This window comes from Hymenobacter oligotrophus, from assembly GCF_003574965.1.
GTDB classification, from domain to species: Bacteria; Bacteroidota; Bacteroidia; order Cytophagales; family Hymenobacteraceae; genus Solirubrum; species Solirubrum oligotrophum.
Genome location: NZ_CP032317.1, coordinates 737,981 through 758,546, shown reverse-complemented (window position 1 = coordinate 758,546; position 20,566 = coordinate 737,981). Strand labels below are relative to the sequence as shown.

The 20,566-nt window shown below is 62.0% G+C and carries 21 protein-coding genes; 12 read left to right on the top strand and 9 right to left on the bottom strand.

Annotation, left to right across the window (positions count from 1 at the left end; all coding sequences use genetic code 11):
* Positions 1-63: 63 nt before the first annotated feature.
* Both D3Y59_RS03145 and fdhD read right to left on the bottom strand, forming a co-directional pair.
* Positions 64-405, bottom strand: coding sequence for a DUF7009 family protein (locus D3Y59_RS03145; RefSeq protein ID WP_119443732.1), 342 nt, complete (start codon positions 403-405; stop codon positions 64-66).
* A gap of 134 nt (positions 406-539) precedes the next feature.
* Entirely contained in the window at positions 540-1,403 is an 864-nt protein-coding gene (gene fdhD, locus D3Y59_RS03140; protein ID WP_119443731.1) for a formate dehydrogenase accessory sulfurtransferase FdhD, read from the bottom strand.
* Positions 1,404-1,742: 339 nt separating this feature from the next.
* On the opposite strand from fdhD, the gene D3Y59_RS03135 reads away from it, so the two are divergent.
* From D3Y59_RS03135 to D3Y59_RS03110, 6 genes are all read left to right on the top strand, one after another.
* Positions 1,743-2,384 carry a (2Fe-2S)-binding protein gene (locus D3Y59_RS03135; RefSeq protein WP_119443730.1) on the top strand — a complete coding sequence of 214 codons (642 nt, stop codon included), beginning with the start codon at positions 1,743-1,745 and terminating at the stop codon, positions 2,382-2,384.
* Positions 2,381-3,361 carry an FAD binding domain-containing protein gene (locus tag D3Y59_RS03130; protein ID WP_119443729.1) on the top strand — a complete coding sequence of 327 codons (981 nt, stop codon included), beginning with the start codon at positions 2,381-2,383 and terminating at the stop codon, positions 3,359-3,361. The genes D3Y59_RS03135 and D3Y59_RS03130 overlap by 4 nt, the downstream gene beginning before the upstream one ends.
* Before the next feature lie 12 nt (positions 3,362-3,373).
* Entirely contained in the window at positions 3,374-5,608 is a 2,235-nt protein-coding gene (locus D3Y59_RS03125) for a xanthine dehydrogenase family protein molybdopterin-binding subunit (RefSeq protein ID WP_119443728.1), read from the top strand.
* A 16-nt stretch (positions 5,609-5,624) separates the two neighbouring features.
* On the top strand, positions 5,625-6,248 hold the full coding sequence (locus D3Y59_RS03120; protein ID WP_119443727.1) for a nucleotidyltransferase family protein: 624 nt from the start codon (positions 5,625-5,627) through the stop codon (positions 6,246-6,248).
* Positions 6,249-6,382: 134 nt separating this feature from the next.
* Positions 6,383-7,489, top strand: coding sequence for a molybdopterin-synthase adenylyltransferase MoeB (gene moeB, locus D3Y59_RS03115; protein ID WP_119443726.1), 1,107 nt, complete (start codon positions 6,383-6,385; stop codon positions 7,487-7,489).
* Positions 7,490-7,564: 75 nt separating this feature from the next.
* Positions 7,565-8,728: a putative sulfate/molybdate transporter gene (locus D3Y59_RS03110; protein WP_119443725.1), complete on the top strand. Its 1,164-nt coding sequence runs from the start codon at positions 7,565-7,567 to the stop codon at positions 8,726-8,728.
* A 32-nt stretch (positions 8,729-8,760) separates the two neighbouring features.
* Here the strand turns inward: D3Y59_RS03110 and D3Y59_RS03105 are convergent, their stop codons facing one another.
* Positions 8,761-9,552: an alpha/beta hydrolase gene (locus tag D3Y59_RS03105; protein ID WP_119443724.1), complete on the bottom strand. Its 792-nt coding sequence runs from the start codon at positions 9,550-9,552 to the stop codon at positions 8,761-8,763.
* Positions 9,553-9,810: 258 nt separating this feature from the next.
* Here D3Y59_RS03105 and D3Y59_RS18160 point away from each other — a divergent pair, with 258 nt between their 5' ends.
* A complete protein-coding gene (locus D3Y59_RS18160; protein WP_162910507.1) occupies positions 9,811-9,975 on the top strand; it encodes a hypothetical protein in 165 nt (54 codons plus the stop codon).
* Between the two features lie 40 nt (positions 9,976-10,015).
* Here the strand turns inward: D3Y59_RS18160 and moaA are convergent, their stop codons facing one another.
* Positions 10,016-11,008: a GTP 3',8-cyclase MoaA gene (moaA, locus tag D3Y59_RS03100; RefSeq protein ID WP_119443723.1), complete on the bottom strand. Its 993-nt coding sequence runs from the start codon at positions 11,006-11,008 to the stop codon at positions 10,016-10,018.
* Positions 11,009-11,154: 146 nt separating this feature from the next.
* On the opposite strand from moaA, the gene moaD reads away from it, so the two are divergent.
* Complete coding sequence (gene moaD / locus D3Y59_RS03095; RefSeq protein WP_119443722.1) at positions 11,155-11,397, top strand: molybdopterin converting factor subunit 1; 243 nt, start codon at positions 11,155-11,157, stop codon at positions 11,395-11,397.
* Positions 11,398-11,506: 109 nt separating this feature from the next.
* Complete coding sequence (locus tag D3Y59_RS03090; RefSeq protein ID WP_119443721.1) at positions 11,507-11,923, top strand: molybdenum cofactor biosynthesis protein MoaE; 417 nt, start codon at positions 11,507-11,509, stop codon at positions 11,921-11,923.
* An 86-nt stretch (positions 11,924-12,009) separates the two neighbouring features.
* Here D3Y59_RS03090 and D3Y59_RS03085 read toward each other — a convergent pair whose 3' ends face one another.
* Positions 12,010-13,230 (bottom strand): XdhC family protein, encoded by a 1,221-nt coding sequence (locus D3Y59_RS03085; RefSeq protein ID WP_119443720.1) that lies wholly within the window; start codon positions 13,228-13,230, stop codon positions 12,010-12,012.
* A gap of 306 nt (positions 13,231-13,536) precedes the next feature.
* On the opposite strand from D3Y59_RS03085, the gene arr reads away from it, so the two are divergent.
* On the top strand, positions 13,537-13,959 hold the full coding sequence (gene arr, locus D3Y59_RS03080) for an NAD(+)--rifampin ADP-ribosyltransferase (protein WP_240410491.1): 423 nt from the start codon (positions 13,537-13,539) through the stop codon (positions 13,957-13,959).
* A 67-nt stretch (positions 13,960-14,026) separates the two neighbouring features.
* On the opposite strand, the gene D3Y59_RS03075 is transcribed toward arr, so the two are convergent.
* Both D3Y59_RS03075 and moaC read right to left on the bottom strand, forming a co-directional pair.
* On the bottom strand, positions 14,027-15,205 hold the full coding sequence (locus tag D3Y59_RS03075; RefSeq protein ID WP_119443718.1) for an NTP transferase domain-containing protein: 1,179 nt from the start codon (positions 15,203-15,205) through the stop codon (positions 14,027-14,029).
* Entirely contained in the window at positions 15,198-15,689 is a 492-nt protein-coding gene (gene moaC / locus D3Y59_RS03070) for a cyclic pyranopterin monophosphate synthase MoaC (protein ID WP_119443717.1), read from the bottom strand. The genes D3Y59_RS03075 and moaC overlap by 8 nt, the downstream gene beginning before the upstream one ends.
* 203 nt (positions 15,690-15,892) lie before the next feature.
* On the opposite strand from moaC, the gene D3Y59_RS03065 reads away from it, so the two are divergent.
* Entirely contained in the window at positions 15,893-17,113 is a 1,221-nt protein-coding gene (locus D3Y59_RS03065) for a molybdopterin molybdotransferase MoeA (RefSeq protein ID WP_119443716.1), read from the top strand.
* Between the two features lie 58 nt (positions 17,114-17,171).
* Here D3Y59_RS03065 and D3Y59_RS03060 read toward each other — a convergent pair whose 3' ends face one another.
* Complete coding sequence (locus D3Y59_RS03060; protein WP_119443715.1) at positions 17,172-18,935, bottom strand: AMP-dependent synthetase/ligase; 1,764 nt, start codon at positions 18,933-18,935, stop codon at positions 17,172-17,174.
* Positions 18,936-19,284: 349 nt separating this feature from the next.
* On the opposite strand from D3Y59_RS03060, the gene D3Y59_RS03055 reads away from it, so the two are divergent.
* A complete protein-coding gene (locus D3Y59_RS03055; protein ID WP_119443714.1) occupies positions 19,285-19,524 on the top strand; it encodes a hypothetical protein in 240 nt (79 codons plus the stop codon).
* Positions 19,525-19,639: 115 nt separating this feature from the next.
* On the opposite strand, the gene ygiD is transcribed toward D3Y59_RS03055, so the two are convergent.
* Positions 19,640-20,470: a 4,5-DOPA-extradiol-dioxygenase gene (gene ygiD / locus D3Y59_RS03050; RefSeq protein ID WP_162910506.1), complete on the bottom strand. Its 831-nt coding sequence runs from the start codon at positions 20,468-20,470 to the stop codon at positions 19,640-19,642.
* Between the last annotated feature and the right edge of the window lie 96 nt (positions 20,471-20,566).

Below are 20,566 nucleotides of genomic sequence, written 5' to 3'. Positions count from 1 at the left end.
GCAACCGCCAATTGCCGGGCTATGTTTCGTTGGGTTGATGCTCGGAGAACTGGATTGACTACGCTAGTGCCGGCAGCCTAAATCCTTCTCTACCAGTATACGCAATTCGTTTCCGTCGGTCAGGCGCATGGTAGCGCTTAGGCCAATCTGGTCGGGCGCAAGCCAGCTTTGCGCCAACGAGGCCGGCACCAGCACCGAGAGCGTACCCGGCGTGTAAGCCACCCGCAAGGTTTGCTCGGCCGCCGTCGAGTCGTCGTCGGCTACTTGCAGGGCGTAGGTCAGGCGGCCATCGGGGCCGGGCGCCAGCGGCACTGCCGAGGCCAGGTGGCCGGTTTGGGCAAACTGCTGCACTTCCTCATCGGTGAGGCGCAAGCGCAAGGTGTTGTCTTCGAGGCGGAGCTTCATGCGTAGGGATTAGGTATTAGGTACTAGGTACTAGGTACTAGGGCGTATGGTAATCGGCGCGCAGGGTTGCGGCCGCTTCACTTCCTGCTTTCTTTCCTTCCCTGAATCTGGTACTCAGTACCAAGTACTCAATACTAAATACCAGCAACTCTCCACGGATGCGTGTAAATATTGAAGCGCTGCTGCCGCACAAAGCCCAGCAGCGTCATGCCAAAGTTGTGCGCCGCCTGCACGGCCAAGCTACTAGGGGCGCCCACGGCAGCCAGCACGGGTATACCCGCCACGGCGGCCTTCTGCACCAGCTCGAAGGAAGCACGCCCACTTACCAGCAGCACGTGTTGGTGCAGGGGCAGCTGGTTGGCGAGCAAGGCGGCACCGATTACTTTATCCAAAGCATTGTGGCGGCCTACGTCTTCGCGCAGCAGCAGCAACTCGCCGTGGGCATCGAACAACGCCGACGCATGCAAGCCGCCCGTTTGCTCGAACACGGCCTGCGCAGCGCGCTGCCGCTCGGGCAAGGCGTGGATTATTTCGGCAGCTACCCTGGGGCCAGTGGTAGGCAGTACTGGGCAGGCTGCCGCATGCACTGCCTCGATGCTGGTTTTGCCGCATACGCCGCAGCTGCTGGAGGTATAAAAGTGCCGCTCCAACCTAGGCAAATCGAGGGATACGGAAGCAGCTAGCTCGGCCCGCACTACGTTTTCGCGCTCTTCGGGCTTTTGCACGTCGGGGCAGTAAAGCAGGCCGTTCAGGTCGGCACGCCCCCTGATGATGCCCTCCGAGAGCAAGAAGCCAGCGGCCAACTCCATGTCGTGGCCGGGGGTGCGCATGGTTATGGCCAGGGTACGGTGCGTGCGGGCAGCAGCCGGCCCAAAGCCCACCCGTATTTCCAGCGGCTCCTCGGCAGCCAGCACATCGGTAGCCGGGGCAATAGCGCCGCCTACCACCTTGTGCACGGTGGCGTACTCGTAGCTGGTGGGCGGCAAAAAAACATCCATCACGAGCAAGTAAGCAGTTGTGGGCTGGAGGTTGCGGCAGAGGAAATCTGGCCCGCTATAGCCTAGGTTTACGCAAGGCCGAACCCTGCGGGCAAGGTAACATTATTGGTGCAGGGCCGCCGCCTGCCCAAGATGCCAGCAGCTATTCAAGAAACAGCCAGCACCGCCCCAACGAGTTGTTTTCTCAGCCGTACATACTAGCTTCAGGCTACTACACTCGGGCGAGTCCAGGTCCTTTGCCTACCGCTCGTTGCCGCCACCTAGGGCCGCTGTTTTGGCTACCTTACGCTTCGACCACCCTACTGGCCTGCCCAGCCGGGGACACTTCAATATCAACTCATGGCAGACGAACAACCAGGACTTTCGCTCGACCACGACGAGCACAGCCAGGCCCGCCGCACCTTCCTGAAGCAATCCTCGCTGCTCACGGCGCTTGCATTCACGCCTGGGCCCGTGGTACGCGCCGCCGCCGCCGAGTTCGATGAGAAAGTGGCCGCGGCTTTCGAGAAGGTGCCGCTGAAACTCGCCGTGAATGGCAAGCGCTACAAGCTGCAAGTAGAGCCGCGCACCACCTTGCTCGATTTGCTGCGCGAGCAACTACACCTTACGGGCACCAAAAAAGGCTGCGACTACGGCCAGTGCGGTGCCTGCACGGTGCACGTCGATGGCAAGCGCATCAACAGCTGCCTTACGCTGGCCGTGATGCAGGACGGCAAAGAGGTTACCACCATCGAGGGCCTGGCCCCGGGCGGCGACAAGCTGCACCCCATGCAGGAGGCGTTTATTAAGCACGACGGTTTTCAGTGCGGGTACTGCACGCCGGGCCAGATTATGTCGGCGGTGGCGTGCATCCGCGAGGGGCACGCCGATTCGGAAGGCGAAATACGCGAGTACATGAGCGGCAACATCTGCCGCTGCGGGGCCTACACCAACATCGTGGCGGCCATTCAGGAGGTGAAAAACGGAGGCCAGCGAGTATGAACCAGTTCCAATACGTGCGGGCCAGCAAGCCCAAGGCGGCTATCGAGGCCCTGGCCCGCGACCCGAACGCGCAGTTTATTGCCGGCGGCACCAACCTGCTCGATCTGATGAAGCGCGGCGTAATGGCGCCCCAAAAGCTCATCGATATCAACAAGCTGCCGCTCGACAAGATTGAACGGCAGGAAGGCAACATCCGGATTGGCGCCCTGGCGCTGAACGGCGCCGTAGCCGAGGACAAGCTGGTGCTCGAAAAACTGCCGCTGCTGGCCCAGGCACTCAATGCTGGCGCCTCGGCACAGCTGCGCAACATGGCCACGGTGGGCGGCAACATGCTGCAACGCACGCGTTGCCCGTATTTCTACGACACGGCCATGCCCTGCAACAAGCGCGAACCCGGCACGGGCTGCGGCGCACTCGAGGGCTTCAACCGCATGCACGCCATCTTCGGCTTTTCGGACAAGTGCATTGCCGTGCATCCCTCCGACATGAGCGTGGCCTTGGCTGCCCTCGATGCCACCGTGCTCATCAGCGGCCCCAAAGGCGACCGGCGCATTCCGTTTGCCGAGCTGCACCGCCTGCCCGGCGACCAGCCCCACATCGACACCACCCTAGGTGCCGGCGAGCTGATAACAGCCGTGGAGGTGCCCGACAACGCCTTTTCCCGCCACGTGCACTACCTGAAAGTGCGCGAGCGGGCCTCCTACGCTTTTGCCCTGGTGTCGGTGGCTGCGGCTTTGCAGCTCGACGGCAGCACCATCAAAGATGCGCGCCTTGCCATGGGCGGCGTGGCCCACAAACCCTGGCGCCTCACCGATGCTGAAAAGGCGCTGGTGGGCAAACCCGCCACCGACGAAACCTTCCGGCAGGCGGCCGAGGTAGCCATGCGCGGCGCCAAAGCCTTCAAGCACAATGCTTATAAGCTGAAGCTGGGCCCGAATTCCATCGTGCAGGCCCTGAAAAACGCCGCTGCCGCCTAACCCCGATTTTCGATGAATACACCACAGAAGCAAATCGGAGCCCCGATGAACCGGGTGGACGGCCGGCAGAAAGTGACCGGTGCGGCCAAGTACTCGGCTGAGTACCAGTTGCCGAACATGGCCTACGCCGTGCTGGTGGGCAGCACCATTGCCAAAGGCCGCCTCAGCAGCATCGACACGAAAGCGGCTGAACGCGCCCCTGGCGTGCTGGCGGTGATTACCCACCAAAACGGGCCCAAGTTGCCCGGCCACAAGCCGGTAGGCAAAGATCCCTCGCAGCCGCAAACCGTAGGCAGCGCCCTGCGCGTGTTTACCGACGACAAAATCCGCTTCAACGACCAGCCCATTGCCGTGGTGGTGGCCGATTCGTGGGAGCGGGCCCGCTACGCGGCGCGTTTGGTGAAGGCGCAGTACGCGCAGGAAGCGCACCAGACCAACCTCGAGGCCAACAAGCCGAACGCCTTTTTGCCCACCCAAGCCAAAAAGAACCCCAAGTCGCCGGTAGCCGATTACCAGCGCGGCCAAGTGGATGCCTACAAAACCGGCGCGCTCAAACTCGAAGCCGAGTACGTGATTCCAACAGAGGTGCATCACCCCATCGAGATGCAGTCCATCACGGCGCACTGGGAAGCGCCCGACCGGCTTACCCTCTACGACAAAACCCAGGGCACCATGGCCACCCGCCGCGACTTTGCCCGGGAATGGGGCTTGCCCGAGGAAAACGTGAAGGTGATTGCCACCTACGTGGGCGGCGCCTTCGGCAACGGCCTGCACAGCTGGCCGCACGAGTCGGCTGCCATTATCGCAGCCAAGGTGGTAAACCGGCCGGTAAAGCTGATGCTCACCCGCGAGCAAATGTTTACGATGGTGGGCTACCGGCCTCACACCTGGCAGAAAATCGGGATGAGCGCCACGCCGGATGGCAAAATCACGGCCATTACGCACGAGGCCATTGGGCAGACGTCGACCTACGAGGAGTTTACCGAAGCGACGTTGGGCCAGACGCGCATGATGTACCAGGCCCCGAACATGACGACGCGCTACCGGCTGGCGGCGCTCGATATCGGCTCGCCCATTTGGATGCGCGGCCCCGGCGAGGCTACCGGCGCCTTTGCCCTGGAGTCGGCCATGGACGAAATGGCTTACCTGCTGAACCTCGACCCGCTGGAGTTTCGGCTGCGCAACTACACCGATAAGGACCCTGAAAACGGCAAGCCTTGGTCGAGCAAGTTTCTGAAAGAGTGCTACCAGGCCGGAGCCGAGCGCATCGGCTGGAACAAGCGGCAGCTCAAGCCCGGCTCCCTGAGCGAGGGCGACTGGCTGATTGGCTACGGCATGGGCGTGGGCACGTTTGGAGCGCACCGCGGCACTTCCAAAGCCACCGCCCAGCTGCTGCCCGACGGCACTGTGGTGCTGCAAAGCGCTGTAACCGACATTGGCCCGGGCACCGGCACAGCCATGACCCAAATTGCCGCTGACACGCTGGGCGTGGCCCCCGCTAAGGTTCGGTTCGAATGGGGCAATTCCGATTTCGCACGGGCTCCTACGCAGGGTGGCTCTGCTATTGTGAATACCGTGGGCCCGGCCGTGCAGGAAGCTTGCCTGGCCCTTAAGGAAAAGCTGCGCGAACTGGCCGCTGCCGGCAACGGTGCCTTTGCCGCGGCCCGCAAGGAAGACGTGGCATTTGCCGACGGCTACCTTACGCTGGCCGGCAACGCTACCGCCCGCGTTACCTACACCGACCTGGTGAAGCAAGCGGGCGGGCAGGCCGTAACCGTAGAAGCCAAGCCCAGCGACAAGGGCCGAGAGTACTCGATGTATTCGTTCTCGGTGCATTTTGCTGAGGTGCGGGTACATCAACTCACGGGTGAGGTGCGGGTGAGCAAGCTGGTGTCGTGCGCCGATGCGGGTACCATCATCAACGAGAAAACGGCCGGCAACCAAATGAAAGGCGGCGCTGTGGGCGGCATTGGCATGGCCCTTACGGAAGCGGCCGTGATAGACGACCGGTTTGGCCGCTACGTAACCAAAGACCTGGCCGAATACCACGTGCCCGTGCACGCCGACGCGCCGGCCGTGGAAGTGTACTTCGTGAACCAACCCGACCCGCACGTGAACTCGCTGGGCACTAAAGGCATCGGCGAAATTGCGACCATCGGCGTGGCCCCCGCCATTGCCAACGCCATCTTTAACGCTACCGGCAAGCGCATCCGCGAGCTGCCCATTACGCCCGATAAGCTGATCTGATGGCTCCTTCCACTTCATGAGCGAGTTTTCACCTAGGGCGCCGCATGCGGTTGCGGCCATCATTCTGGCGGCCGGCAGCTCATCGCGCATGGGCACGCCCAAACAGCTGCTTAACTACCAAGGCACTACCCTGCTCCGCCGCGTGGCGGAGCAGGCAGTGGCCGCGGACTGCGCGCCGATAGTACTCGTTACGGGCCATCTGCACGAGCCGCTACTTCATGAGGTCAAGGGTCTGCCCATCATCGGCGTGCACAACCCCGATTGGGCCCTAGGCATGGGCGGCACTTTAAAGATTGGTCTGCAGGCGCTTGAGCAACAATCTCATACGGAGCAGCTAAGCGGCGTACTGGTGCTACTGAGCGACCAGCCGCTGGTAACCGCCGATTTGCTCCACAAGCTCATTGCTTTGCACCGCAATAGCGCTGCGCCCGCCGTTGCCACGCAGTATGCGGGCAGCATTGGGGTGCCCGCTGTATTCGCCCGCAGCCATTGGCAGCGCTTGGCCAGCTTGCCACCGCAGCAAGGCGCCAAAAAGCTGCTCGAGCACCTAGGCCCGGAGGTAGCAACCATCGACTTTGCCCCCGCCGCCCTCGATATCGATACGCCCGAGCAGTACGCCGCGCTACTCGCCAGCAGCTAGCGCCGTGTTTCTACCTTTGCTGAGGGTGTTGGCCGCTGTGCAGCCCTAGGTGGGTGCACCGGCCTTCGGGCCAATGAGCTGCTTGGCTTACCCTTGTTTTCTCACGTATTCGGCAGAAACCTGCCTTAGCTGCCGTGCTTACTCCCGACGAACGCCACCGCTACCGCCGCCACTTGCAACTGCCCGAAATTGGCGAGGCCGGCCAACTGCGCCTGCGCTCGGCCCGGGTGCTGGTGGTGGGCGCCGGCGGCCTGGGCTGCCCCGTGCTGCAATACTTGGCCGCGGCAGGTGTGGGCACCCTGGGCATTGCCGATGCCGACCAGGTGGAGCTCAGCAACTTGCAACGGCAAATCCTCTACGGCCCCGCCGACCTAGGACAACCCAAAGCCACCACGGCCGCCCGCGAGGTGCAGCGCCTCAACCCGCTGGTGCTGCGCGAGGTGCATACCCTGCGCGTGGGCCCCGGCAACGTGCGCGAGCTGGTGGCCGCCTACGATGTAGTGGTGGACGGCTCCGACAACTTCGCCACCCGGTACTTGCTCAACGATGCTTGCGTAAGCCTAGGCAAGCCCTTGATTTCGGGGGCTATTTACAAGTTCGAGGGGCAGGTGTCGGTGTTCAACTACCAAGGAGGCCCAACCTACCGCTGCCTTTTTCCGGAGCCGCCCGGCCCCCACGAAGCCCCTAACTGCGATACTACCGGCGTACTGGGCGTGCTGCCCGGGGTAGTAGGCACCACGCAAGCCCTCGAAACCCTGAAGGTGATTTTGCACCTAGGCAACGTGCTCAGCGGCCGCCTGTGGGTGCTAGATGCCCTCACGTTTCAAACGCGCACCTTGCGCTTCGCGCGGCACCCCGAGCGCAGCCTCATCAACCTCGATACGGCCGACGCTACGGCCTACCAGCAGGTGTGCGCCCCCACTATGGGCAGCATCAAACCGCGCGAGCTGCAGCAGCTGCTGCAAACCGGCCAAGCGCCTTATATGCTCGATGTGCGCGAGCCCGATGAGTACGAGCTTTGCCACTTGCCCCAAGCCACTCTGCTCCCCCTCTCGCACCTTGCCGATGGCGTAGCCATGCTGCCCCGCCAAGGCAATATTGTGGTGTATTGCCACCGTGGCGGCCGCAGCGCCCGCGCCATTCAGCAACTCGAGCAGCAAGGGTTCAGCAACCTGCTTAACCTCGAAGGCGGCATTGATGCCTGGGCTACCGAGGTCGACAAGCAGATGCCTAGGTACTAACCGGCCGCTGTTTTTGCCGTGCTCTGGCACATCCGGTTTCATTAATCCCTTACCCGCCCGCGTTTACTTGCCCCAATGCCGCTTACCGCTACTTCTCCATCGCGCCCCCGCCTGCGTTTCGACCGCAACGAACTGGCCGGGGCCTTCGGCGACCTAGGCACCGATCTGCCACTGCTCATTGGCATTATTGCAGCCTCGGGCATCGATAGCGCGGGCGTGCTGGTCATGTTCGGGCTGATGCAGGTTTTCTCGGGGTTGTGGTACGGCTTGCCCATGCCCGTGCAGCCCCTGAAGGCGTTTGCCGCGCTGGTAATTGCCCAAAAACTTCCGGAGCGCACCATTTTGGGCGGTGGGTTAGCCGTGGGGCTGGGCATGCTGCTGCTGTCGGTTACGGGGCTGATTGATGCGCTGGCGCGGCTGGTGCCCAAACCCGTAGTGCGCGGCATTCAGTTTGGGCTTGCCATGCAGCTTACCACACTGGCCCTGAAGGAATACGTACCCGCCGACGGCGCCGCTGGTTACGCCCTGGCAGCGGCTGGCTTTCTGGTTACGGTAGTGCTGCTAGGCAACCGCCGCTGGCCGGCGGCGTTGGTGGTTATTGCCCTAGGTGCCGCCTATGCCCTGCTGTTCAAACTCGATTTGGCCACGGCCCAAAAGGCCTTTGGCTTGCGCTTGCCCACTTGGCACCTGCCCAACACGGCCGATATTCTTACCGGGGCGGTGCTGCTGGCGCTGCCCCAAATACCCTTGTCGTTGGGCAACTCGGTGCTGGCTACCCGCCAGGTGCTACACGACCACTTTCCGGAGCGGAACATCACCGTGCGGCAAATCAGCTTCACCTACGCCCTCATGAATATCGTGAACCCCTTTTTGGGTGGCTTTCCGGTGTGCCACGGCTCGGGCGGATTGGTAGGCCACTACGCGTTTGGAGCCCGCACGGGCGGCTCGGCGGTGCTCTACGGCTGCTTGTTCCTCACGATGGGTTTGTTTTTCAGCCAGGGTTTTCAGCAGGTGGTGCAGATTTTTCCGCTGCCCATCCTAGGTGTCATTTTGTTGTTTGAAGCCTTGGCACTAGCCGGGCTGTTGCGCGATATCGCCGATTCGAAAGCCAACCTGCTGGTAGCTTTGTTGGTGGGCCTGCTGTGCAGTGGTTTGCCCTATGGCTATTTGGTTGGCTTGGTGGTGGGCACGGCGCTTTACTATGCCATGCAGCGGGGCTGGGTAGGCTTGGGCAAGTAGCGCCTGCCGGCGTATGGCCATGCCCAAATTAGCTACAGCACCTCGGCCAGAACGCGCAAGTACTTCGGGTTATCGGTAATGCCGTTGTGCCCAGCATTTGCTAGGGTAATCAGTTGATCGTGGGGCTTTAGCAGCGGCTTTAACTCGGTAGCCGAGGTGTAGGGCACAACTTCGTCGTGGTCGCCGTGGAAAAGCACAATGGGCGCTTTGATGCGCGGCAGCAGCTGATAGGTGCGCAGCGGGTAGCGCACCAAGAAGCCCGGCACCCACGGAAAATGGTGCCGCGCCACGCGCTCGAGGCTGTAGTAAGCCGCCTGCAAAATCAGCAGGCGGGGCTGGTAGTTGGCCGCCAACCAAGCTGCCGGGCCAGTGCCCAGCGAGTACCCCAGCACAACCGTGCGGTTTTCGGGGTATTCGGCTAGCACGTGCCGGTAGGCGGCCCGTACGTCTTCGAGCAGTTGCTGCTCGCTGCTGATGCGGCCCTGGCTTTTGCCGTAGCCGCGGTAATCGAGCATAAACACATCGTAGCCCAAGCGCGTGTAAGCATCGGCCACGTAGCCCCAATTGTCGAGGGCGCCGCCGTTGCCGTGCAGGTAAAACACCAGGCCCTTGGGTGCCGCGGCGCGGAAGAGCAGCCCGTGCAACCGAACCCCATCGGGCGCGGTAACCCAGCGTTCCTCAAACCGGCTGCGGAAGGGAAACCGGAAGTTGGCGGGCAGCTTATCAGGAAAAAATAGCATGCGCTCTTGCCCGAAGTACAGCAGTAAGCACACCAATGCGTAAAGCCCCGCGGCTACGCTTAGGGTAATCAGCAATGCTTTCATAGCAGCATCTGCAAATAGTGCGGTAAAGCCTACGCGAAACTTTGGTTCGCGTAGGCTTAGTGAGGTACTTACATGACATAACGCACAACTTGCCAAGCTCATGCGTGCCATGCTAAGGCCCGCATAACTACTTAATCAAGCAGGTATATTCGTAATTATCTATACGTACTCGTATTCGCTAAAAGCAGTATTTTTTCGGTTGCGGGCAAGGGGCTAGGCTTTTTAGTTTGCAATGTGCCCGAACTATCCCCCCCCCCCTTGCAAAGTGCTGAGCAACGCCGACGGGCGGTGTTGTGGGCATTGCGCGTAGCTCGGCAAACCGCCCTCGACCCCGATAAGCACGAGCGCCGCTTGCTGGCGCGGTTTATCCTGGGGCAGCTTACGCTGGATGAGGTGCTACACCGCCTCGAGCAGCCCTCCTGACCTAGGCCCGGGGATACTGATAGCAGGCTGCCCAGCTGGCTTAGCCGCCTATCGTCGACATCGACTCGAAGCTGATTTGGTGCACCGGGCGGTGCTGCTCGGCCTCGAAGCCGTTGGCTGCCCGGTACCGGAAGGCATTAGCGAGGGCCGCGCGCAGCTCGGCATCCGAAGCGCCACCGCGCAATAAAGCCCGCACATCGAGCACGCCTTGGTCGTAGAGGCAGGTTCTCAGGCCGCCTTCGGCCGTGAGGCGGATGCGATTGCAGGTGCCGCAAAACGTACGCGAGTACGCCGCAATAATGCCAAGGCGCCCGGCGTGGCCCGGCACAAGGTAGCTTGTGGCGGTAGCGCCCGGAGCAGAGTTCTGCGGCAGCAACTGGCCAAAATGCGCGGCCAAATGCTCGCGAATGCGCACGTGGTTCCAGGGCAGCAAAGCCGGGGTGGCGTGGCTGCCGCCGTTGAAGGGCATTTCCTCGATGAAGCGCACCTCCACGGGCAGTTCGCGCGTTAGCTCGGCCAAGGGCACCAGGTCTTCGATGTTCTGGCCGTCCATCACCACGGCGTTGATCTTCACGCGGATGCCAGCCGCCAGCAGGGCTTGGAATGTTTCGAGTACTCGGGGTAGCTCGTCGCGGCGCGTAATGCGCAGAAACCGTTCCCGATCAAGCGTATCCAAGCTGAGGTTGACGGAGCGCACGCCCAGCCGCACCAGCTCGGGCACGTGGGGCGCCGTGAGTACACCGTTGGTGGTCAGACCAATATTATCGATACCGGCAATGCTGCTGAGGCGCTCGATAAACGGGAGCAACCCGCGGCGCACAAACGGTTCGCCGCCGGTTAGGCGTACTTTGCGCACGCCTAAGCTCGCCAACACCCGCACTACGCGCTCCAGCTCTTCGTAGCTTAGCAGCGCCTGCCGGGGTACGTAGTTGATGCCCTCTTCGGGCATGCAGTAAAAGCAGCGTAGGTTGCACCGGTCGGTAACGGCCACACGTACGTATTCGAGCGGACGCCCGTGGTTGTCGTATAGCACCGGTGTGGCAGAGTTAGGCATGTACTACAGGCACGAGCCGCTCCCCCTGTTGCCTTGGGTTTGTCCGCTCCGCGTCAGAAAAACGCAAAGCTGGCATTTCCGTTCTTTTTCTTTGCCATTTGCCGCGCATTTCTTCCGTTGCCCTCATGAACTTATCCATTGCCCTGTTCGGGATTACCCGCGAAATCGTTGGCGCGCCTACGCTCGAGGTTGCGCTGCAGCCCGGCCAATCGGTGCAGCAGCTGCTCGAGCAGCTGCGCCAAACCTACCCGGCCCTAGGTGAGCTCCGCAGCCTGGCCGTAGCCGTGAACAACGAGTACGCCCCCGCCGACGCCCTGCTGCAGGAGCACGACGAAATAGCTCTGATTCCGCCCGTGAGTGGCGGCTAGTACTAATTAAAAATTAATAATTATGAATTAACAATTGGGGCTCACCAGTTGCGCTCCGGGTCTCTTATCAATTCATAATTTTTAGTTTATAATTTGTAATTCAACACCCATGCTTATCCAGCTCACCGACCAGCCCATTGACGTTGCGGCAGTACTGCAGGCCGTGCAAGCCGATGGCGCCGGCGCGGTAAACTCCTTTATCGGTACTATTCGCAACCAAAGTACCGGCCGGCGCGTGGTGCGCCTGCACTACGAAGCCTACGATGCCATGGCCGTGCACCAGCTTCGCCGCGTGGCCGAGCAAGCTCAGAAGCGTTGGCCGATGCTGCAGCAAGTGGCCGTGGTACACCGCAAAGGCACCCTCGAAATTGGCGACGTGGCCGTGGTAGTGGCCGTTTCGACGCCGCACCGCGCCGAGTCGTTTGCCGCCTGCCAGTACATCATCGACACGCTGAAAGAAGTGGTGCCAATCTGGAAAAAAGAGGAGTACGAGGATGGCACCGTGTGGGTAGCAGCGCACCCCTAGGTGCATGCGTGCAGGAGTTGGTCAAGTGGCATTACCTCCTACCACCACTACGCCTGGTAACACCAGGCGAGCAATCTTAATTGAGGTTACACTCCGCAGCTTGGTTCAGTAACCACTACGTGGCGGTAGCGGGCCTTGCTGTCAGAAGCTTCCTCAGAATCGGGGCTGGCTACGTTGGTTGGCCGGGCATGAATTGGGTCGGTGGTGTGGGTGAGCATGCCGCCCGGCCGCCCTTGCCGCACGGCTTGTATCTCAGCCACTATCGACAAGGCAATTTCCTCCGGGGTTTCGGCACCTAGGTTCAGGCCAACGGGGCTATAGAGGCGACCTTGTAAACGAATTTCGGCGTCGGTTACCTCCTGGTTTAGCTCCTCGAGTAAGCGGGCAGCCTTGGTTCGCGGGCCTAGCAGGCCAATATAGCTCGTGGGCGCATCGAGCAGGCGCTGCAGCACGGCCAAATCGTAGGCGTAGTTGTGGGTCAGCAGCACGGCATAATCGGCTGAAAGCGGCAACGTGGGTACCTCAGCGAGCGGCACCACGCGCACTTCGGCAGCATCGGGGAAGCGCTCCGGCGCGGCTTGGCGCGGCCGGCCATCTACTACGCTTACTTGCCAACCTAGGGAAGCCGCCAGCCGAACGAGCGGCTGGGCATCGTTGCCGGCGCCGTACACGGTAAGGCGCAACGGTGGGCGCAGCACTTCCAGAATCACGCGTACGGTGCCGCCTGCCGGTGCTGGGTACTCGCGTATCAGCGACTGATCCTGCATTAGGGCCTGAGCAGCGTCGTGGCGCAGTTGGGCCGTAAGGGGCAGATTATCGAGCGCCGAGCCGCGCACCTGTCCGTCGGGCACTAGCAGCAGGCGTTGGCCTAGGTCGGCTACGGCCTGGCCGGCGGCGCACCGGAACACCGTGGCTAGTACGGCCGGTTCGGGATGCAGGGCAAAACCGCGCAGCAGCTCCAGGGGATTGTCGAGGTCGGCGAAATTGAGGGGCTCGAGCAGGATGCGCACTACTCCCTGGCAGCCGGGGCCGAGGCCGTGGCGCGGGTCGTCTTCGTCGCTGGTGTCGTAGGTAACAAGCGTGGGGCGTTGTTGCTGCAAGGCCTGCCGGGCGCGCTGGCGGGCGTCGCCCTCGAGGCAGCCACCGCTGATGGCACCGGTCAGCTGGCCGTCGTCGCCGACTAGCATGCGGGCGCCGGGGCGGCGGTAGGCCGAGCCCTCCACCTCCACCACGGTAGCCAGGGCGCAGGCGCGGCCGGCGGCACGGTAGTCGTCGTAGGCAGCGAGCAGACGTTGGAGTTCGGTCATCGGGTGATAAAAAGCGACAGATACCGGCAAAAGCCCGCCGCGGGTGCCTGTTGCCATGATAAGCTTGGTAAAGAAAGCGGCTTTGGGCAGTACGCCGGGCCAAGGCTAGCGGTTGTGCACCAAGGCAGCATGGGCACGGTTCCCCGCTAGGTGTGGAGGTAGCAGATAACGCGCGGTAGCCGGGTTACATATGCTTGCCTTGAAGCATCAACACCGTCGTTGGGCATATATAAGCCAGCTGGTCAGCAGTTATCCGTAAGCGCAACAGAAGCCAAGGCTACAATCAAAATGAGCAAATACGAGGGCATGAGCACAACCGCTATCCACGACCTGAACGACCAGCCCTTCTACCACGGCACCAAGGCCAACCTGCACCTAGGCGACCTGATACAGCCCGGCTTCAACTCGAACTATGGGCAGCACAAAAAGGCTGCGTACGTGTACCTCACTGCCACCCTCGACGCAGCCACTTGGGGAGCTGAACTTGCCCTAGGCGACGGGCCCGGCCGCATTTACATAGTGGAGCCTACCGGCCCTTTCGAAGACGACCCGAACCTGACGGACAAGAAGTTTCCGGGCAATCCGACCAAATCCTACCGCACGCAACACCCGCTGCGAGTGGTTGGGGAAGTTACCAATTGGCAAGGCCACTCGCCAGAGCAGCTCAGCGCTATGAAAGCGAACTTACAGCGGCTAAAAGAGCAAGGCATTGAGGCCATTGAGGGCTAACTGCGTTGCCCAGCTCTACTATTGCAGCTACTGCTCCGCGGGCAAGACGCACTGAAGCCTCCCAAACTTATTGCTTGCGAGAGCTCAGCAACTCTTGCTGCGCCGCGTCGCGCTCGGTAGGTGTGTTTACGTTGCGCAACTCTTGCGGGGCGGGGGCTTGCAGCACCTGCACATCGGAGTTGATGAGCGCCTTTCGCGGGCACGAGTAACCCATCGCCAGGAATTGCAGCAACACGCCGTAGCTGCTTGGCTCCCAGATGGTAATCAGCGGCTCCGGAAACTCGTTTGCGGGGCTCCGGAATGCCGTTGCTACCCGAGCCGGGTTGCGGTGCTGCACCAGGTGCTGCAAGGTGGCGTTGGAGAGAAACGGCAGGTCGCAGGCTACTACCAGCCAAGCGGCGTTGGGGTCGTGGCGCAGCGCCGACAGAATGCCGCCCATGGGCCCGAGGTCGAGGAACTGATCGGGCAGCGGTTGCAGGCCAGCCGGCAGCTCCGCCGCCTGCTCGGCCCGGCACGACACGAACACCTCCTGGCAAAACGGAGCCAGCAAGGCTGCGGCGTGCTCGCGCTGTTCGGGGCCGTGGTAGCGCAGGCGGCCTTTGTCGGCTTGCATGCGTTGGCTTTGCCCGCCGGCCAACACCAGGCCCCGCAGCGGCGGCACGCGTTGCTGCCACCACTGCCGCACCCAAGCGGCAATACCGGCGGTATCACCTAGGGCCAATACGGGCAGCTCGGCAGCATTGGGCAAGTGCGCCCGCAGGTACTCCGGCAGTTCGGTTTGGCCTTCGGTAGTCAGCACCAGTTGCACATCGGTAAGGCGGTCGAGCTTCTTCTCCAGCGGTTTGCGCGGATCGAGGATAATAACCTGCTGCTTGGCCCGGAAGTGGTTGCCGTTTGCCAACACCAGGCTTTGCCCGGCCAGCCAGTGCTGTTGGCTGAACTTATCCATGCCCTGCCGCGCATCGAGCCGGCGAAAATGAATTTTGTCGGTTAGCTCGGCAGCGGCTCCGGCCTGCAAAATGGCATCGGCGCCGCCGGCCTCGCCTTGGTCGGCAGCATCGCCGGCGGCGTGGTCGGCATCTACGTAGGCCACGCGCAAGCCAGTGCTTAGCTCGGGCAGCAAGCGCGAGGCCAAGTCCTTAATTACGCCGCAGGGGGCGCCCAGCACGGCCAGCTCGTGGCGGCCAAACTCGCCAAGGTTAGGCCGCGCCAAGGCTGCGTGCTTGGTGTGGGCAGGCTTATGCATCGTGGTAGTGGTAGTCGCTCTTGCCGCCGGTTTTCGACAGCAAGCGCGTGTGCTCAATTACAATGTCGTGCGACAGAGCCTTGCACATGTCGTAAATGGTGAGAGCCGCTACCGAAGCGCCGGTCAGGGCTTCCATTTCCACGCCGGTTTTGCCCGTTACGGTGGCCGTGCACTCAATAACCACGGCCGCGGGCGGCGCTACCTGTATGGTAACTTGGCAGTCGTCGAGACCTAGGGGGTGGCACAGCGGAATGAGGTCGGCGGTTTTTTTAGCGGCCATAATGCCCGCCAGAATAGCCGTCTGAAACACGGGGCCTTTGCGCGTGGGCAAGTCGCCGTGCTGCACCAGCGCCAGAATATCGGCCCCGAGCACCACTCGGCTGCGGGCGCGGGCCACCCGCCGCGTAACGGCCTTGCCGCCTACGTCAACCATGGCGGGTTGGCCGGCGTCGTTGAGGTGCGTGAGTTTAGAAGAATTGGACATGATCGGAAATCGAAAACAACCAAAAGCGGCGCAGGCCGCCCGCTGAAACCAAGGCGCCAGAGCTTAAGCAGCACCAGCGCCACTGCGGAGGGCAAGTTACGGCGCCCGGCCGGCTACTGCCCCGATGCGCTTTACCTTAGCGCCCTGCCCAAAGTTTAGCCACCTAGGGCCGCCTCACTCCTACTTCCCTGCTACGCACCCGCATGCTTTCCGTCGACGAAGCTACCCGCCTTGTTCAGGGCACCGCCCAGCCGCTGCCCACCGAAACCGTAGCACTGGCCCAAGCGCGGGGCCGGGTACTGCGCGAGCCTCTATACGCCGACCGCGACTTTCCGCCCTTCGACCGGGTAGCCATGGATGGTATTGCGCTGAGCTACGCCGCCGTGGCGGCGGGGCAGCAGGTTTTCGAGATTGAGCGCACGCAGTTTGCCGGCCAGGCCCCTACCCCGTTGCTCAATCCGCAAGCGGCCATTGAAATAATGACCGGCGCCGCCATGCCGCCCGGCACCGATGCCGTGGTGCGCTACGAGGATTTGCTGATTGCCGAGCACGCCCACGGCCGCCGCACCGCCACCGTGCAGGTGCCGCCCACCGGCGCCGGCTTCAACGTACACCGCCGCGCCTCCGATCGACAACAGGGCGAGCTGCTGCTGCCCGCGGGTACGCTGCTCGGCCCCGCCGAAGTGGCCGTAGCCGCTACCGTGGGTGCCGCGCAGCTAAGCGTGTCGCGGGCACCTAGGGTAGCGGTGGTTAGCACCGGCGACGAGCTGGTAGAGGTTTCCGAAGTGCCCTTGCCGCACCAAATCAGGCGCTCCAATGCGCAAATGCTGCAAGCGGCCGCCCAGCAGGCAGGTGCTACCGCCGAGGCTTTCCACTTCAACGACGACCTCGACACCTTACGTGCGGGCCTGCCTGCCTTGCTGCAGCAATTCGATGCGGTGTTGCTCAGCGGAGGCGTATCAAAAGGCAAAGCCGATTACCTACCCCAGGCCCTGCGCGAATGCGGTGCCGAGCAGATTTTTCATGAAGTGCAGCAGCGCCCGGGCAAGCCGTTCTGGTTTGGCCGGCATCCGCAGGGCGCAGTGGTATTTGCCTTGCCCGGCAATCCGGTTTCTACGTTTGTCAACTACTTCCGCTACGCCGCGCCGTGGTTGCGGGCCGTGCAGCTGCCCGAGCCTGCGTTTGCCGCACCTACCTACGCCGTGCTGGCCACCGATGTCGTTTTCAAACCCAGGCTCACGCACTTTCTGCTGGTAAGCTTGCAGAGCACCCCCACCGGCCAGCTATTGGCTCACCCCGAGCGCGCCCACGGCTCTGGCGACCTGGCCAGCTTGCTCCCCAGCGACGGTTTTCTGGAGCTGCCCGCCGAGCGCGAGCAGTTTGCGGCCGGCAAGGTGCTGCCGGTATGGCGGTTTAGGTGGTAAAACAAAGCGGCGCGACCAAATGGCCGCGCCGCTGCGCCTAGGTGACTAACCGGGCTGCTTACTGAAACAGCCCGGCAATGCGCTGCTCGTTGTTGGCGCTGATGATTTTGCGCTTGAGCTTCATGGTGGGCGTCAGCTCGCCGGTTTCCACCGTCCAGGGGTTGTGCACCAACGCCACTTTCTTTACTTGCTCCCACTGCGCGAAAGCCGCGTTGTATTGGCTTACCAGCTCGCGGTATAGCTTTTGCACCCGCTCGTGGGCCACCAGCGCTGCATCGTTGGCAAAGCTGATCTGCTGCTGCTTGGCCCAGTTGCGCAGCTCCTCAAAGGCTGGCACCAGCAAGGCCGCGGCATACTTCTGCCCGTCGCCGACGACCATGGCCTGCTCGATGAGGGGGGACTCCTTGAGCTTGTTTTCGATGACCTGCGGGGCCACGTACTTGCCGCCCGAGGTCTTGAACATCTCCTTCTTGCGGTCGGTGATTTTGAGGAAGCGCCCGTTCACAAACTCGCCGATGTCGCCCGTGTGGAACCAGCCCTCCGCGTCAATCACCTCCGCCGTCAAATCCGGCCGGTTGTAGTAGCCCTTCATCACCGAGGCCGACTTGGTCAAGATCTCCCCGTCGGGCGCAATCTTCACCTCTACATCCGGAATAACGGGGCCCACCGTGCCGGGCATGTTGTCTTCGCGGTTGTAGCGGCAAGCGGCAATTACGGGCGAGGTCTCCGTCAGGCCGTAGCCCTCCATCACGTGAATGCCCGCGGCCCAGAACACCCGCGCCAAGCGCGGCTGCAGCGCTCCGCCGCCCGAAATAATGCACTTTACTTGGTTGCCCAACGCCTCGCGCCACTTGCTGAACACCAGCTTGTTGGCCACGGCCAGTTGGGCGTTGTACACCGGCCCCAGGCTGCGTTGCGGGTCGTAGCGCAGGCCTAGGTCGAGCGACCAGAAGAACAGCTTTTTCTTGAAGCCCTCGAGCGTCTGGCCTTTCGCAACAATCTTATCGTAGATTTTCTCGAGCAGGCGCGGTACGGTGGTAAACACCTGGGGCTGCACTTCGCGCAGGTTGTCGGCTATCACCTCCAAGCCCTCGGCGTAGTACACCGCAAGGCCCAGCTTTAGGTACAGGAAGGTGGCCGTGCGCTCAAAAATGTGCGAAAGCGGCAGAAAGCTTAGCGCTTTCTCGCCGGGCACTACGGGTATAAACTCACGCAGCGAGTGGCAGTTGCTGAGGATGTTCGCGTGCGAGAGCATTACGCCTTTGGGCCGGCCCGTGGTGCCCGAGGTGTAAATAAGCGTCAGCAGGTCGTCGGGCTGTACGGCGGCTTTCAGGGGCTCCAGCTCGGCTAAATTAACTTGGCGACCTAGGGCCAGCAACTCGTCGAAGTGGCGGGCGTTGGGCACTTGGTCGAAGGTGAATACGTGCTCGGGGGCTTGCTCCAGGCCTTGCAGGGCCTCTTTCACGCGGGCGTACAGCTTGCGGTCCGATACCAGCACCACCTTCACGGCCGCGTCCTGAAAAATGTACCGGTAATCCTCTACCGTGATGGTGGGGTACATGGGCACGCTCACGGCGCCCAGCTGCGCAATGCCGAAATCGGCCTGCACCCACTCCGGACGGTTGTTCGAGATAATGGCCACCTTATCGCCCTGCCCTACCCCTAGGTGGCGCAGGCCCAGGCTGCAGGCATTGGCCGCATCCTGCACTTGTTGGTTGCTGAGGGGCAACCACTTACCGCCGATTTTGGCTACAAGGCAATCAGCTTGCGGTGCTTCGGCAGCGCGCTGATTCAGGATTTCGAAAGTGCGATGAAAACGCATCGGTGTGTTGTCGGAAGGTTCGGATCGGGAGCGGCTGGCGCAACTGTTTGAGCGCCGCCAAGGCAAAAACGGCGAAAAGTTACGGTAAGTTGGGCGTACGGCCCGGTTTCGATTGCGCACGGCCACTTTGGCGGACACAATGCCGAGCCGGCTTATTGCCACGAGCCACCAGTGTTCAGCCCAAGGACCCAACACTTCGAAGCTGCTTTGAAGCAAAGCATTGGTTTACAAAAGGTAACCGAAAGGTAAACCTGTGTTCATACACGTGAAAATTCCAATATTTAATTTCACATTACATGAACTATCCAAGCTTGGTTTGCCTTATCTCGGCAAACATAGTAACACGGTTATGCTAACAGTGCAGTTGATTGAGGCAGGTTTCTACGAAGTAAATTGGCCCAATACCGAGGTGGTAGGCGGCGTAACCTACGTTCGGCCCGGCGTGCGCGAGTCGGTGCGGGTGTTTTTGCCCACCGACGCGTGCGAAGTAGAGGTGTACGCCGGCGACCTGCAAAACGGCCGTTTGGTGTACCGCGGCCCGGCCGCCGAAGCCGCCCAACTGCGCTACCTAGCCAACCGCACCAATTAAGATTTCACCTACGCTTTTTCGATCCTCCTCTGCAACCAAAACACCCAAATGCAAAAGCCCGGCGCCGTAGCTCCGGGCTTTTGTGCGTTGGTGGCCCTAGGTGCGCGGCAGCCCCTTACCCCACCGCCAGCGTACGCATGCTGATGCCGCCGTACGACACCTCTTCGAACAAGTGCCTGATGGGCTCGTTGGGGCCGGCCAGCGCCAGGGTGTACAGCAATGGCCAGTAGTGGTCGGGGGTGGGCACGGCCAACGCACCGCTCGCACCGGCCTGTTGCACATCAAGCAGTTGGCTAAACTCGCGCCGCTCGATGCGCTGCTCTACCCATTCGTCGAACTCGGTGGCCCAGGCGTATGGCTGCGCATCGCCGGCAATTAGTTTGGGCATGCTCTGGCGCAGGTTGTGCACCACGTTGCCCGAGCCCACAAGCAGCACCCCGCGCTGGCGCAGCTCCCGTAGCTGGGCGGCCAGGGCAAAGTGCTGGGCGGGCGTTTTGTAGAAATCGAGGCTGAGTTGAAAAACCGGCACGTTGGCTTCCGGAAACAGGTGGTGCAGCACCGTCCAGGTGCCGTGGTCGAGGCCCCATTCGTCGGAGCCGTGCAAATCGGGCACCAGGGCCATGGCCTGCTGGGCGTAGGCGGGCGCGCCGGGCGCCGGATACTGCATGGCGAACAGCTCGGCCGGAAAGCCGCCGAAATCGTGGATAGTCTCGGGGTGTTCGTTTAAAGTGACAAACGAGCCGCGCGTAAGCCAGTGCGCCGATACCACCAAAATGGCGTTGGGCACTTGTCGCTTCCGAATTTCTTCGCCTTGCTGGCGCAGCATGCGCGTGAAGGCATTGTCTTCCAGCGCGTTCATGGGCGAGCCGTGCCCGATGAACAACGCCGGCATAGCAGTGCTTTTCCGGAACGCGGAAGTAGCGGTACGAAGGTCTTGCAGATTCATGGCTAGAGCAGTGGGCAAAACCGCCGACGCTTTCAGGAACATTCGGCGATTCAGGGGTGGCAGTACGGGTGGTTGCGCTGCAAAACTACCCCGCCA